General features: G+C 35.3%; 12 protein-coding genes. 3 read left to right on the top strand and 9 right to left on the bottom strand.

The features are described 5' to 3' along the window. Positions 1 to 19: 19 nt before the first annotated feature. Positions 20 to 1108 carry a quinone-dependent dihydroorotate dehydrogenase gene (locus SFT90_02495; protein ID MDX1949353.1) on the bottom strand — a complete coding sequence of 363 codons (1089 nt, stop codon included), beginning with the start codon at positions 1106 to 1108 and terminating at the stop codon, positions 20 to 22. On the opposite strand from SFT90_02495, the gene SFT90_02490 reads away from it, so the two are divergent. Then, a complete protein-coding gene (locus SFT90_02490) occupies positions 1107 to 1688 on the top strand; it encodes an L-threonylcarbamoyladenylate synthase (protein MDX1949352.1) in 582 nt (193 codons plus the stop codon). The two genes, SFT90_02495 and SFT90_02490, sit on opposite strands and share 2 nt — an antisense overlap. 82 nt (positions 1689 to 1770) lie before the next feature. Here SFT90_02490 and SFT90_02485 read toward each other — a convergent pair whose 3' ends face one another. Next, the gene (locus tag SFT90_02485) at positions 1771 to 4653 is read right to left on the bottom strand and encodes a 2-oxoglutarate dehydrogenase E1 component (protein MDX1949351.1); all 2883 of its coding nucleotides are present in this window, start codon (positions 4651 to 4653) and stop codon (positions 1771 to 1773) included. Positions 4654 to 4797: 144 nt separating this feature from the next. Between SFT90_02485 and SFT90_02480 the strand changes: the two genes are divergently transcribed. Both SFT90_02480 and SFT90_02475 read left to right on the top strand, forming a co-directional pair. Beyond that, a complete protein-coding gene (locus tag SFT90_02480) occupies positions 4798 to 5397 on the top strand; it encodes a hypothetical protein (GenBank protein ID MDX1949350.1) in 600 nt (199 codons plus the stop codon). A 5-nt stretch (positions 5398 to 5402) separates the two neighbouring features. Next, a complete protein-coding gene (locus SFT90_02475) occupies positions 5403 to 6326 on the top strand; it encodes a hypothetical protein (GenBank protein MDX1949349.1) in 924 nt (307 codons plus the stop codon). A gap of 4 nt (positions 6327 to 6330) precedes the next feature. On the opposite strand, the gene purD is transcribed toward SFT90_02475, so the two are convergent. The 7 genes from purD to sdhD all read right to left on the bottom strand — a co-directional run. Next, positions 6331 to 7611, bottom strand: a complete 1281-nt coding sequence (purD, locus tag SFT90_02470) for a phosphoribosylamine--glycine ligase (GenBank protein MDX1949348.1) — start codon at positions 7609 to 7611, stop codon at positions 6331 to 6333. 11 nt (positions 7612 to 7622) lie between these two features. Further along, positions 7623 to 9419, bottom strand: coding sequence for a membrane protein insertase YidC (gene yidC, locus SFT90_02465; protein MDX1949347.1), 1797 nt, complete (start codon positions 9417 to 9419; stop codon positions 7623 to 7625). Positions 9420 to 9426: 7 nt separating this feature from the next. Next, positions 9427 to 9690: a membrane protein insertion efficiency factor YidD gene (gene yidD, locus SFT90_02460; GenBank protein MDX1949346.1), complete on the bottom strand. Its 264-nt coding sequence runs from the start codon at positions 9688 to 9690 to the stop codon at positions 9427 to 9429. 94 nt (positions 9691 to 9784) lie between these two features. Beyond that, positions 9785 to 10237, bottom strand: coding sequence for a ribonuclease P protein component (gene rnpA / locus SFT90_02455; GenBank protein ID MDX1949345.1), 453 nt, complete (start codon positions 10235 to 10237; stop codon positions 9785 to 9787). Positions 10238 to 10379: 142 nt separating this feature from the next. Next, on the bottom strand, positions 10380 to 10514 hold the full coding sequence (rpmH, locus tag SFT90_02450) for a 50S ribosomal protein L34 (GenBank protein MDX1949344.1): 135 nt from the start codon (positions 10512 to 10514) through the stop codon (positions 10380 to 10382). A 917-nt stretch (positions 10515 to 11431) separates the two neighbouring features. After that, entirely contained in the window at positions 11432 to 13228 is a 1797-nt protein-coding gene (gene sdhA, locus SFT90_02445) for a succinate dehydrogenase flavoprotein subunit (protein ID MDX1949343.1), read from the bottom strand. Positions 13229 to 13403: 175 nt separating this feature from the next. After that, a partial coding sequence (sdhD, locus tag SFT90_02440) for a succinate dehydrogenase, hydrophobic membrane anchor protein (protein MDX1949342.1) occupies positions 13404 to 13745 on the bottom strand: 342 nt, incomplete at its 5' end.

The raw sequence follows: 13745 nt of genomic DNA, 5'->3' as shown, positions 1-13745 counted from the left end.
AACTAAATTAATGTAAATATTATAAACTATCAACACCAACGGCATCTTTGATGGATCTAAAACCATCTTTTTCAAGCAACTCAACAAGGCCACGATTAATTTCATTAACCACTGAAAAACCCTTATAAATAAGACTTGTATAAAGCTGGACTGCTGATGCACCAAGCCTAATTTTTTTGTAAGCATCTTCCGTAGTAGAAATTCCGCCAACTCCAATAATTGGAATTTTACCATTCGAAATTTTATAAAATTTTCCAAGCGTTTTGTTGGAAAGATTAAACAAAGGCCTGCCACTCAAACCACCTTGCTGGTGCTTATCGGCAAAAGCTTTGTTTTTTCCAAGATTTCTTTTGATTGTAGTATTGCTAATAATCACGCCATCAACTTGGTTTTCAAGGCAGATTTGAGCAATATTTTCAAGCCCTTCATCATCTTCATCAGGTGAAATTTTTATAAAAATCGGAGACTTAACAGAGAGTTTTTTAACTATTTCATTCCTTCTAGCAATCAGAGGCTTAACAAGGCTTTCAAGATTTTCCTTCTTCTGCATCTCACGCAGATTTGGTGTGTTTGGAGATGAAATATTTATCGTAATATAATCGCATAATCCACAAACTTTTTCTAAGCAAGTTAGATAATCTGATGCATCATTGGGGGAATTTTTATTTTTACCTATATTCGCACCAACTAAAAAATCATTTGCAAGGAAATTGCCGAATTTCCACTGCCTTAGTCTCTGAGAAAAAATTTCAACACCTTTATTATTAAAGCCTAAGCGATTAATAATCGCTTCATCTTCTGTAAGCCTGAACAATCTTGGCTTTGGATTGCCCTCTTGCGGAAGTGGCGTTGTTGTTCCAACCTCTACAAAGCCGAAATTTTGCCTCATTAAATTGCCAATACAATTTGCATTTTTATCAAAACCTGCTGACAAACCAACAGGGTTTCTAAAGTTTAATCCAGCTATTGAAATCTCTAATTTTTTGTTGCAATATTTCGCTTGATCAGGCACTAACTCATTCTCAAGGGCAAAAATTGCCAAATTATGAGCAAATTCTGCCGGAAATAAAAACAAAATTTTTCTTAAATATTTATAATAATCAGTCATGAAAATTCTTGCACCTAATAAAATTGCTGAGTGTTTGTATAACGGAGAAGTTATAATAATTCCAACAGAAACTGTATATGGGATAGCTTGCGATGCAAGAAATAACGAAGCTGTGAAAAAAATCTATCAAATTAAGGGCAGAAATTTTGATAAGCCCTTGCAAGTGATGGTTTCAAGGCTAGAAACTGCTGAAAATTTTTTAGAGTTTGATGAAAGGGCGAAAGAATATGCAAAAAAATATCTTCCGGGAGCTTTAACTATGGTATTGAAAAAGAAGGAAAATTCTAACTTATCACCTTTTTTGAATAATAATAATGACACGCTAGGTTTAAGAATCCCAAATCATAAAACTCTACTTGAAATGCTTGATTTGATTGATTTTCCGATTGCTGCAACCAGTGCAAATTTATCAGGTGGCAAGGATAATACTAGCTGCGAGGAAGCGATGGAAGCCCTAAAAGATACAGAAATTCAAAACGCCCTTGATGGCGGAAAATGCATATTTTCTAAGCCTTCCACCGTTGCTGATTTTACCTCAAAAGAAATTAGAATTATCAGGCAAGGAGATTTGGTTATTTAGGGAGTAGGGTATTATTAGGAATTGGGAGATAGGAAATTTAAGTTTAACCAATACCCAAATCCTAAATCCCAACGCCCAATTCCTAACCCAACGCTTCTTTTATAAGTAAATCTTGCTGATGTTTGTGAACTTTCATATATCCACAAGCTGTTGCAGCTGCTGCTGGCCTTCCGATGTAACGAGGGCGAGAAGATTTTGATTTGCAATCAACCAAAACTTTTTCCAATTTTCTATCAACAAACTGCCAACCGCCCATGTTCTCAGGCTCTTCTTGCACCCAGAAAATTTCCGCATTTTTATATTTAGAAATTTCTTCCGCTAAAGATTGATCAGGGAATGGATAGAATTGTTCCAAACGGATAATTGCAACATCATCAATCTTTTTGTTTCTTCTTTCCTCAAGCAAATCATAATAAACTTTGCCCGAACAGATTAATAATTTTCTGATTTTAGAATCCGCTTTCAAACTATCAATTTCAGGAAGAACACGCTTGAAAGTTGAGCCTTCCGCCATTTCTTCCAATTTAGAAACTGCAAGTTTATGACGAAGTAAAGATTTTGGCGACATCATAATTAATGGCTTACGGAAATCCCTACAAACTTGACGACGCAAAATATGAAAGTAATTCGCCGGCGTTGTGCAGTTTGCAACGATGATATTTTCCTCAGCACATTGTTGCAAGAAACGCTCTAAGCGAGCCGAAGAATGCTCAGGCCCCTGCCCTTCATACGCGTGCGGAAGAAGCATCACCAAGCCACTCATTCTTAACCATTTAATTTCAGCAGAAGTGATGAATTGATCAATCATTACCTGAGCACCATTAACGAAATCACCGAATTGAGCTTCCCATAAAACTAAGGAATTTGGCTCAGCTTGAGAATATCCATATTCATAGCCAAGCACTGCAAATTCTGAAAGTAAGCTGTTAACAATCTCAGCTTTAGCTTTTTGATTAGGCTCAATATTATTAAGTGGGAAGAAAATTTCTTCCGTTTGCGTATCCCAAGCACCAGAATGACGATGAGAGAATGTGCCACGAATTACATCTTGACCCGTGAAACGAATATTTTTTCCATCAAGCAAAATTGAACCAAAAGCGAGCAATTCACCCATAGCCCAATCAAGATTTTCGCCAGTTTCAGCCATTTGTTTTCTGGCCGATAAAACTCTTTCAACGCCTTTATGAACATTAAAACCTTGCGGAACTTCAGAGAGCTTTTTGCCAATTTTTCTAAGCGTTTCAATATTTACACCTGTTTCAATTTTTGCGGCTTCACCAAATTTTTGAGTTAAGCCACTCCACTTACCTTCCAACATATCGGCTTTTTCAGGCTTATATGAGTTTGAACCTTGATAAGCTGTTTCCAACCTATCATAAAAGGCTTGCTTCATCGCTTCAAATTCCTGCGATGTAATAGTTCCTTCTGAAATTAAACGCTGAGCATAAACTTCACGAGGCGTTTCTTTTGAATCAATAACTTTATACATTTTTGGTTGCGTCCAACGAGGCTCATCGCCTTCATTATGGCCGTGCTTACGATAGCACCAAACATCAAGCACAACATCTTGCTGGAATTTCGCACGATATTCCGCACCGATAAAACAAGCGTGAACTACGGCTTCAGGATCATCACCATTCACGTGGAAGATTGGTGCTTGCACAATCATCGCGAAATCTGTTGGATATGGCGATTTATGACCATATTCAGGTGAAGTTGTAAAACCAACTTGGTTATTTACAACAATATGGAACGTTCCGCCAGTTTTATAAGCCTCAAGCTCAGACATAGCGAAAGTTTCAGCAACAATACCCTGCCCACAGAAAGCTGCATCGCCGTGAAGTAAAAGCCCAAGAACTTTTTCACGATTTTTATCTTTTTTCTGATCTTGTTTAGCCCTCACTTTACCAGTAACAACAGGGTTTACAGCCTCTAAATGTGAAGGGTTTGAAGTTAGTGAAAGGTGAACTTTTCTGCCACCGAATTCTTTATCACTAGAAAAACCTTGGTGATATTTAACATCGCCTGATGAATTAATATTATCAGGCATTGCAAGATTACCATTAAACTCTGAAAGCATTGCAACATAAGGCTTACCCATAAAGCCAGTTAGAACATTCAAACGACCACGATGGGGCATTCCAAGAACAACTTCCTCAACTCCAAGCTCCGCTGCTCGTGTTACAACGGCATCACAAGCTGGCATCAATGCATCACCACCTTCAGATGAAAAGCGTTTAGTGCCGGGATATTTTTTGTGAAGAAATTCCTCAAAACCAACCGTTTCAACAAGAAGCTTCAGAATATGTTTTTTCTGCTCTTTAGATAAATTTGGTTTACCAAGTGAAGTTTCAATTCTTTCCTCAAGCCATTTTCTCTTTTCCTCACTTTGAATATGCACATATTCAATAGCAAATGTATTACAATAGGTTGACTTCAAAATTGAAAGTATTTCATTAAGTGTAAGCTTGTCATAACCAAGCCAGCCACCAACTGCAATTTGACGATTATAATCAGCATCAGTGAAGCCATATCGTGCAGGGTCAAGCTCTGGGTGGGAGTGATTAACTTTAAGCCCGAGCGGATCAAGATTTGCAATCAAATGCCCTCTCGCCCTATAAGCTGAAATAAGCATTTGTGCGTTGATTGAATCCAAAACTTCTTGCGGAACACCACCTTTACCAAGCTTATCTTCCGTTCTTCTGCCTTTTCCAGATCTTCTTCTATCGTAGGAAAAACTTTTAGGAGTAAAACCTACAATTTGGGTTCTATCTTTACCCCAAGGGTTTTCAATAAAATCATAGGTTAAATCAGCGATGGAATCACCGAAGCTAGAGAAATATTGTTGCCAATCAGCTGAAACTGAGGAAGGATTTTTCAAATAAAGCTCATACATTTCAGCAATATAGGCAGCATTTGCACCATATTCATAAGTATTTTTCTTGAGATTTTGCTCCGCAGACATTTTGAACCTACAATTAATTTAGTAAAATTTCAGCTCTCATTCTATACAAACCTAGTATGATTAACGCAAGAAATTTTCATAAAACCTTAACGAAATTTTAACAATTTTGTGTTATTATGATAATAGGAATAATTTAATTACTAAATGACAAAAGAAGATAAATTTGAATTTGATGAACTTACCGCTTCGCGAATAAACCAAATGACTTCAATTCTTGAAGTAATTAGCCCTATTGAAATTATGAAGCAAAACCCAACCCTAACTAAAGCTGGGATTGATTTTTATAAAGCTCTAATTCAAGCACCAAGTGATGTAGCTGATTATTTTTTAACTAAACTTACAAATGGTAAAACTGATGATAATGATGCCCTAAAAACAGGCGTTGCAAGCAATGTAAAAGAACTTAAAGAACTCTATGATGATTGGGTTTCAAAATTGCAGGCTCAATTTCCAAACCTTAGCATCACACAAATTAAAGAGCATATTTATTCAGCAGGTTATGCTGTAAATGTTAATCAAGAACAACTTAAACAAGAATCTGCCAAAAAAGCAGAAGAAGATGCAAAAGCCGCAGCTGAAGCTGCAAAAATGATAGGTGGTTTAATGCTCGCCTCAACTGGTTTAATCCTTGCCGGCAACGCACTTTCAAATTGCGAAGAATGCCATAATTTCGCAGCAGATATGCTTAAAAACCCTCTAATTCCTGGATTATTCAATAAAAGCAAAGAAAATGTAATTTCATAAAATTAATGGAAGAAACCAAGAAAAAAATATTAATTACCGCCTTTGAACCTTTTGACGACAAGATTAATATAACCGAAGATATCATAAAAAAAATTGGGTATGATACTAATATATGCGAGATAAAATTTGTTATTCTTCCAGTAACAGATGATAAAACTAGAGAAATAAATGAGTTTTTTAATGCCACCAATGAATTTCAGCCAGATTTTATTATATCTTTAGGCGAATCGAATATAACAAGTGAAAATCCCTCAATCGCTTTTGAAGAATCTGTTTACGAATCAGATGATAGTAAAAACTGCTTTTACAGCTTTAATAAAATAGAGGTTTTGAATATCTTTCAAAAATATTGCAAAGATAACAAAATTGAATTTGAAATAAGCCAAAATGACGATGATGGTTCTTGTAATGCTATTCATTACTCTGCAGCACTTTATATGAGCAATAGAGGCGGAGATTATAAAGATAATTTTATTTTTCTTCACTTTTATGATTTTTTATCACCCAATTTGATAGATGAAATTGGCTTAGAAACTCTTGATAATAATAAAGAATATAAAACTCTTTTAATTAAATATAGTGATTTATATAGAATTTATACTGAACAGACAGAACTTGAACAAAACAATCAAGATTTATACGCTGATGAATTGCCTATTATTGCAAATAAATGTTTAGACGACGATCTAAAGCAGCAATATTTTTTATGTTTAGCTGAAACAGAAATTATTGAAGAAGAAGCCTACCAAAATGCCTCTGTTAAGGCTAAGAAAGACAATGATTATGAAAATATGATAAATATTTACGCTAATGCTGTAGACGCTATGCTACCTTTAGTTTTAGATTCCATCAAAGATGAAAAACCTGAAAATTATTTTATTCCAACACCAATAAATTTAGAAAATAAAACTTCAAACTCTAGACAATAATTAATCATTTATTAACAGCACGAAAGCCAATATCTTTGCGATAAAACCCCTTTTGAAATTTGATTTTTTTAACAGCCTCGTAAGCCTTTTTTTGTGCATCTGAAATATTATCACCAAGTGCCGTAACACCAAGCACTCTGCCACCAATTGAGATTAAATTACCATTTTCATCAAGGGCAGTGCCAGCGTGGAAGATAGTTACATCGCTCAAATTTTTTGCATCCGATAAATCAATCGGGCAATTTTTTTCATAAACTTCAGGATAACCATTAGCAGCCATAACAACACATAAAGCGTGATTATTTTCAAACTCTATTTTGCCGATTTCCGCTAAATTTCCATCGCAAACTGCTTCAATAATTTCAAGCAAATCAGTTTTTAGGCGTGGCAAAATAACTTGCGTCTCAGGGTCTCCCATTCTGATATTATACTCAATTAACTTAGGGTTTCCGAGATTATCAATCATAAGCCCTGCGAATAAAAAACCTTTATAAATTATGCCTTCCGCCTGCAAGCCCTTCAAAGTTGGGTAAATAATTTGGTTGAAGATTTTTTCTTTTACTGAGTCAGTAACTATTGGTGCAGGGCTGTAAGTTCCCATTCCGCCAGTATTTGGCCCTTTATCACCATCAAACGCCCTTTTGTGATCTTGTGCGAAGCCAAATTCTAAAGCAGTTTTACCATCAGTAACTACAAAAAAACTTGCTTCTTCACCTTCTAAAAATTCTTCAATAACGAGTTTATTTCCAGCAGAGCCAAATTTACCTGCAAACGCATCAGAGATTGCAGCTTCGGCTTCTCTCAAGTTCATTGCAACGCAAACACCCTTGCCAGCCGCTAAACCATCAGCTTTTATAACAATTGGCACGCCTTTATTGCGAACAAACTCAAGAGCTTTTTCTTTATCATCAAAAGTTTGATATTCCGCCGTTGGAACATTATATTTTGTCGCAATAAATTTCATAAAATCTTTTGAACCTTCAAGCCTAGCCCCACTTTTATCCGCACCAAAAACTTTAATATTTCTTGCGGAAAGATAATCAACAATACCATCAACAAGTGGCTGTTCAGGGCCAACTAGAACATAATCAATGCTGAATTCTTTACAAAAATTTTCTATTGATACAAAATCACTTTGCTTGATATTTGCAACGCCAATCGCATCTTCTGAAATGCCTGCATTACTCGGCAGTGCATAAATTTTACCAATATTTTTAGATTTTTTTAGAGTTTTTACAAAGGCGTGTTCCCTACCGCCAGATCCAATCACAAGAATGTTTTTCATATAAAAATATATTAAGCCTTTTTATCTTCTTCAACTCTTTTGGTAATAATCCATTGCTGTAAGATGGAAAGAATATTATTCCAAATCCAATAAATCACAAGCCCAGAAGCAAAACTTGCAAATACAAATAAGAAAATCCAAGGCATCCAAGCCATAACAATTCTTTGCGTTTCATCACTTGGTGGTGGGTTTAATTTCTGCTGTAAAATCATTGTTAGCGTATATAAAATGGGCAGAATGCCAATCGCTGGCAGCCAAGCTGGAACATCATAAGGCAGTAAACCAAAGAAATTCAGAATATTAGTTGGGTCTTTTTCAGATAAATCTTTTATCCAACCAAAAAAAGGTGCGTGACGCATTTCAATTGTTACATATAAAACTTTATAAAGTGAGAAGAAAATAGGAATTTGTATAAACAGAGGAAAACAGCCACTTAAAGGGTTTATTTTATGCTCCTTATAATATTTCATCATCTCAACGCCAAGTTTTTGACTATCTTTTTTATACTTTTCTTTCATGCGTTGAATTTCTGGCATGTGCTTACGCATTCTAGCCATTGAATTATAAGCCTTATTCGCAACCGGAAATAGAAGCAAGCGAACGCAAATTGTTAGTGCCATTATCGCAAGCCCAAGATTATTAAAATATTTATTGAAGAAATACAAAGCCTCCATAATCGGCTTGGTAATTATGTAGTAAATGCCAAAATCTATCGCCCTATCAAAGAGTTTTATATCAAGCTCTTTAGAATATTTTTCAAGAAGTTTAAGTTTTTTTGAACCTGCAAAAAAGTTAAATTTATAGTTCAGTTCCTCACCATTTTTTAAGGTAAAATTTTCACCTAAGATATCAACTTGATATCTATCTTTTTGGTTTGAGCGATAATGATTAAACCTAATATCAAAAAGCCCTTTTGAGCTATCTTGAGGCAAGATAGAAGTTAACCAATATTTATCACTAATACCAGCCCAGCCCTTAGTTTTCTTAAATTCCTGCTTGCCTTCTTCAGCGAGCGTTGAATATTTTACTTCCTTAATTTCGTCTTCGGCATAAGCAATAGCACCTTCGTGAGATATAAAAACATTCTCCCTTTCTTCAACCGCTCTGTTGCTTAAGGCAAATGGCGAGAGACTAACATTAACCCCAGAATTATTGGAAACTGATTGCTGAATTTCAAACAAATATTTTTCATTTAGTGAAATTTTTTGCTTAAAAATAAAGCCTTCTCCATTATCCCAAGCTAGTTCTATGGGATTATTTTCAGTGAGGATTTTATTTTTTGAAATAATTTTCCAGAGAGAATTTTCATCAGGCGTTTTAACATTTGCTTTACCCTTTGAAACCCAGCCAGACCTTAAAAAATACAATTCTTTAGTATTTTTAGGAGAAAGCAAAACTACTTTTCCAGAATCATTTTTTAGAGTTTCATTATAATTTTTTAAGGTTAAATCATCTAGCAATAGACCCTGTAGATTTATTGAGCCTTCAACATCTTTAGTTGAAATTTTAACTCGTAAATTTTTAGAAAAATCATTTTTAATAAGTTTCGTTCTAGAGATAATTTTGCTAGATGTTTTTTTAATTGCCAAACCTTCGGATACTTGAAAATCTCCGCTTAGGCTATCTAATGAATTCGCTGAATTAATGTCAAGCGAATCTAATTTTTCCTGTTCAATTAACTCTTTTTGTTTCTGTTTGAGGGCAATTTCAGCTTTTTCTATTTTGGGATTTACATAATAGTGATTCCACAAATATATCGCTGACATTGAGAGAAACAGGGCTAGTAGCAATCTTGCAGTTGATTCCATATTGATTTTATTTATCGTTTTTTGATGTTTTTTCCGGCACCGGATTATAGCCAGAACCACCCCAAGGGTTGCACCTCAATATACGATAAATTGCTAAAATTCCACCTTTAATTATTCCATGCTTTTCAATAGATTCCGATGCATATTCTGAGCAGGTTGGATGAAACCTACAACTGGGCGGAAATAAAGGCGAAATAAAAATTTTATAGAATTTGAAAAGATATTTCATCAGAAGAAAATTTGTGAAAATATTTTTTTCAATCCTAGTCATAGCGAGAGAGCAATAGCGAGCGAAGCAATCTAGAAAATTAAAATTTCAAGATCACATCGTTCAAAATTAAAACTTTTTGCTTATGATAACACGACTAACCAACATTATGTAATGCGTATTTTAAGTCTCTAACTAGGCTTGTGAATTCTCTATCAATCGCAGAGTGCCTTGCGATTATATTAAACTTATAATTCTTCTTAAATAATTTTGGATTGTGTTTTAGAACTTCCCTTGCAGCCTCTCTAAGCCTTCTTTTTGCTTTATTTCTATAAACCGCACTGCCAACTTTTTTAGATGCAGTGAAACCAATTTCAGGCGAATTTTTAGAGTTTTTCAAATCAAGCAAAGTGTTTAGCGTTAAGTCATTTGCGATTTTTTTTGCTTCACTTTCTTCTACTTCAAAAATTTCCCTTTTTGCAAACTCAAGAACTAAGCCACTTGTAGAGATTCTATTGCCTTTTTTACTTAATAGTAAAAATTGCTTTCTATTTTTTAGAGTGCGAATTTTAGGCGATTGCGTTTCTTCAAAATCTTCATCTTCGAACATTGGTAGCTCCATTTTAGCGTTTGTAAAAATGAAGAGAAAGCCAAGCAAAACATACTTATCTTGTAAGAATTATTTTTCAGAACTTTCAATCTAAGAGCTACTGCTCAACACCTACCAAGTGAGATTGATTGCATCAGGATAATTAAGCACTAAGGCGTTTTCTGCCTCTAGCTCTGCGAGCAGCTATAACTTTTCTGCCACCTAAAGTTTCCATTCTAGCACGAAAGCCGTGCCTTCTTTTTCTAACTAAATTACTAGGTTGATATGTGCGTTTCATATACGAAATACTTATATTTTGAGTTTTATTTAAGGGTTCAAGACTAGATTGTCAAACCCTAAAACTCAAATTTTTTTAACATATTGAATTTTATAGATATTACTTTAATATCATTAGAATAAGTGAATTTGAATTTTGGCACTAAATTAGGTATCGTTAGGTAAAGGTAGATTTTAATAAATTTTTTGCTTTTTTTCCTCTATAGTGTCACCCCGCATCTATTGCGGGGTTAACCATAAGATAAGCTCAAAACTTAGATTTAGCAATAGCTTCAACCATTAACCCCGCAACAAGTGCGGGGTGACAATTTATGGTTAAGTAGCCTATATCTATATACCAAACAATGCAATAAAATTAACTAAATTTTATATATTTCTTGCTAGTTGTTTTTTTTTTGATACACTAAGGGTGTACCTTATTTTTCTTTTTTTGCTTTTTGTTTTTGTTTTCCTTTTGGATTTTCCAATTAGATTACATTACATTTTAAGCCTTTTGATACCTCGTTTTATCAATATAAAAGAAAACTTACAGAGAATTTCTCTTTTTTTATCTGAATTCTTTATTTACTCATAGAATTTCAGTATAGTGAAAAGAGTTAAAAATATTCTTTAACTAAAATTAAAATATTAATGAAAAAAGGAAAAAAAAGTTTCGACTTAACTTTTTTTTGCATGGTTATCTGTTTGATAGCCATGGTAGTATTCCTATGCCTTCAGGCATGGGGACCAGCACTCGGAGCATTCATGCTTGCAGGTCTCTTCGGAGCCGCAGGTGAAAAAAATGTCTGGTGAATTGTATTCCCTGCAAACGAGCAGGGAATACAATTTTTAATTAGATCTTTTATTCCATTCAAATGGACAAAAATAATTACATTATCCTTAATAAAAACTACAAATAAATTATATAAGATATAATACCTAATAAACCCTTTTCTTGAGAGGCACAACATCAACCTCATCAGTAAGGGTGAACATATTAACTGGGCGGTAATCAATGCTAACTGTGCCGTTATCATCAACCCAGGCGAGCGTATGTTTTAGCCAGTTTGTGTCATCTCTCTCTTTGAAATCTTCCCTTGCGTGGGCACCACGACTCTCTTTTCTATTCAATGCAGATGCGATTGAAACCATAGCTTGCGGAATTAAATTTTGAAGCTCCAAAGCCTCAACTAAATCAGAATTCCAGATTAAACCTTTATCCTTAACAACAAGGTTTTTATTAGCCTCATAAATTTTTTGCATTTGATCAATACCTTCAAGCATTGTTTCTTCAGTGCGGAAAACCGCTGCTTTTTCCTGCATTGTTTTTTGCATCATCAATCTAATTTCTGAAGTTTTAACATTGCCATTTGAATTTCTTATAGCATCAAAGCGAGCTAAAATTTTATCAACCACACTTGCTGATATTCTTTTGTGAGGAGAATTTGGCTTCACAACTTCAGCACATCTCAAAGCCGCCGCCCTGCCAAATACAACTAAGTCAAGAAGGGAATTTGAACCTAGGCGATTCGCCCCATGCACTGAAATACAACCAGCTTCACCTATCGCCATTAATCCACCAATAATATGGTTAGGGTTGTTGCCTTCAAGCGTTACAACTTCACAATGATAATTTGTAGGAATGCCACCCATATTATAATGCACCGTTGGAAGCACAGGAATTGGCTCTTTAGTAACATCAACGCCAGCGAAAATTTTTGCAGTTTCTGAAATACCGGGTAAACGCTTATGCAGAATTTCAGGATCTAAGTGATCAAGATGAAGATAGATGTGATCTTTATTCGGGCCAACGCCTCTGCCTTCCATAATTTCAATGGTCATCGCACGAGATACAACATCACGAGAAGCAAGGTTTTTAGCTTTAGGGGCATATCTTTCCATAAAGGCTTCACCTTCTGAATTACGTAGAATTCCACCTTCACCTCTAGCACCCTCAGTAATTAAACAGCCAGAACCATAAATACCAGTTGGGTGGAATTGAGTAAATTCCATATCTTGCATTGGAAGCCCCGCACGGATAGCCATTCCACCGCCATCACCAGTGCAAGTGTGGGCTGAAGTTGCAGAAAAATAAGCCCTGCCATAGCCACCAGTGGCTAAAATCACCATATGGGCACGGAAAATGTGGATAGAACCATCATCTAAATTCCAAGCTACAACGCCTTTGCAACTTCCATCTGTCTCGTCCATAATTAAATCAAGAGCAAAATATTCAACAAAAAACTCTGCTTTATGCTTCAAAGATTGCTGATAAAGCGTATGCAAAATTGAATGACCAGTTCTATCTGCCGCCGCGCAAGTGCGAACCGCCGCTGGCCCTTCACCAAATTCAGTTGTCATACCCCCGAATGGTCGTTGATATATCTTACCTTCTGGAGTTCTTGAGAATGGAACGCCATAATGCTCAAGTTCTATAACCGCCTGCACCGCGTTTTTGCACATATATTCTATTGCATCTTGATCGCCAAGCCAGTCAGAACCTTTTATGGTATCGTAATAGTGCCAACGCCAATCATCTTTTGTCATATTGCCAAGTGCTGCTGAAATGCCACCTTGCGCGGCCACCGTGTGTGAACGAGTTGGAAAAACTTTAGTGATACAAGCTGTTTTAAGGCCTTTTTCAACAAGCCCAAGCGTTGCCCTAAGGCCAGCACCGCCAGCACCAACAACAACTGCATCATATTCGTGATTAACTATATTATAAGATTTCATAATCAATTTTTATTAGGGTTTTTATATTTTTTCTTCCCCATTTTAAGGGGGGAGATTAAGAGGGGGGCTAAACAGAAAACCATATTTATTTCTTTTTAAGCAAGTATAGCCCCCACCCTAACCCTCCCCCGTAAACGGGAGAGGGTATTTTATATTTCTAATTTTCAATCTTATGTGGCTAAACACTAAAATTAAAATAAATATTTGCTATTGCAAAAATCACAGCAACAAATAATGCTACTGCCAAAAATTCAATTATGGTAATTAAGATTAATTTAGATTTCTCGCAGTGAATGTAATCTTCAAAAATAACTTTAATTGCATGTGTGCTATGAGACAAATTATTAGCAAAAAACAAAACCAGTAACAAAGCGTTAATTGGCTGTTTGAGCCACTCATCAACGCCTTTATAAAAACCTTTTGTTATTAAAACCATGGAAATTACAAGCCAAGGTATCAAAGCTAAATTCGCAATTGAAGACTTAAAGTACTTAAGCCAAGCCTCAGCCCCCTGTCCTGT

This window comes from Rickettsiales bacterium, from assembly GCA_033762595.1.
Taxonomy (GTDB): domain Bacteria; phylum Pseudomonadota; class Alphaproteobacteria; order Rickettsiales; family UBA8987; genus JANPLD01.
This window is presented reverse-complemented; position numbering and strand designations above follow the sequence as displayed.

What these genes read in the sequence shown, in the direction of transcription:
- yidC (MDX1949347.1), bottom strand. Translation starts at nt 9,419, where the DNA reads ATGGAATCAACTGCAAGATTGCTACTAGCCCTGTTTCTCTCAATGTCA.
- yidD (MDX1949346.1), bottom strand. Translation starts at nt 9,690, where the DNA reads ATGACTAGGATTGAAAAAAATATTTTCACAAATTTTCTTCTGATGAAA.
- SFT90_02490 (MDX1949352.1), top strand. Translation starts at nt 1,107, where the DNA reads ATGAAAATTCTTGCACCTAATAAAATTGCTGAGTGTTTGTATAACGGA.
- purD (MDX1949348.1), bottom strand. Translation starts at nt 7,611, where the DNA reads ATGAAAAACATTCTTGTGATTGGATCTGGCGGTAGGGAACACGCCTTT.
- SFT90_02495 (MDX1949353.1), bottom strand. Translation starts at nt 1,108, where the DNA reads ATGACTGATTATTATAAATATTTAAGAAAAATTTTGTTTTTATTTCCG.
- SFT90_02485 (MDX1949351.1), bottom strand. Translation starts at nt 4,653, where the DNA reads ATGTCTGCGGAGCAAAATCTCAAGAAAAATACTTATGAATATGGTGCA.
- SFT90_02480 (MDX1949350.1), top strand. Translation starts at nt 4,798, where the DNA reads ATGACAAAAGAAGATAAATTTGAATTTGATGAACTTACCGCTTCGCGA.
- rpmH (MDX1949344.1), bottom strand. Translation starts at nt 10,514, where the DNA reads ATGAAACGCACATATCAACCTAGTAATTTAGTTAGAAAAAGAAGGCAC.
- SFT90_02475 (MDX1949349.1), top strand. Translation starts at nt 5,403, where the DNA reads ATGGAAGAAACCAAGAAAAAAATATTAATTACCGCCTTTGAACCTTTT.
- rnpA (MDX1949345.1), bottom strand. Translation starts at nt 10,237, where the DNA reads ATGTTCGAAGATGAAGATTTTGAAGAAACGCAATCGCCTAAAATTCGC.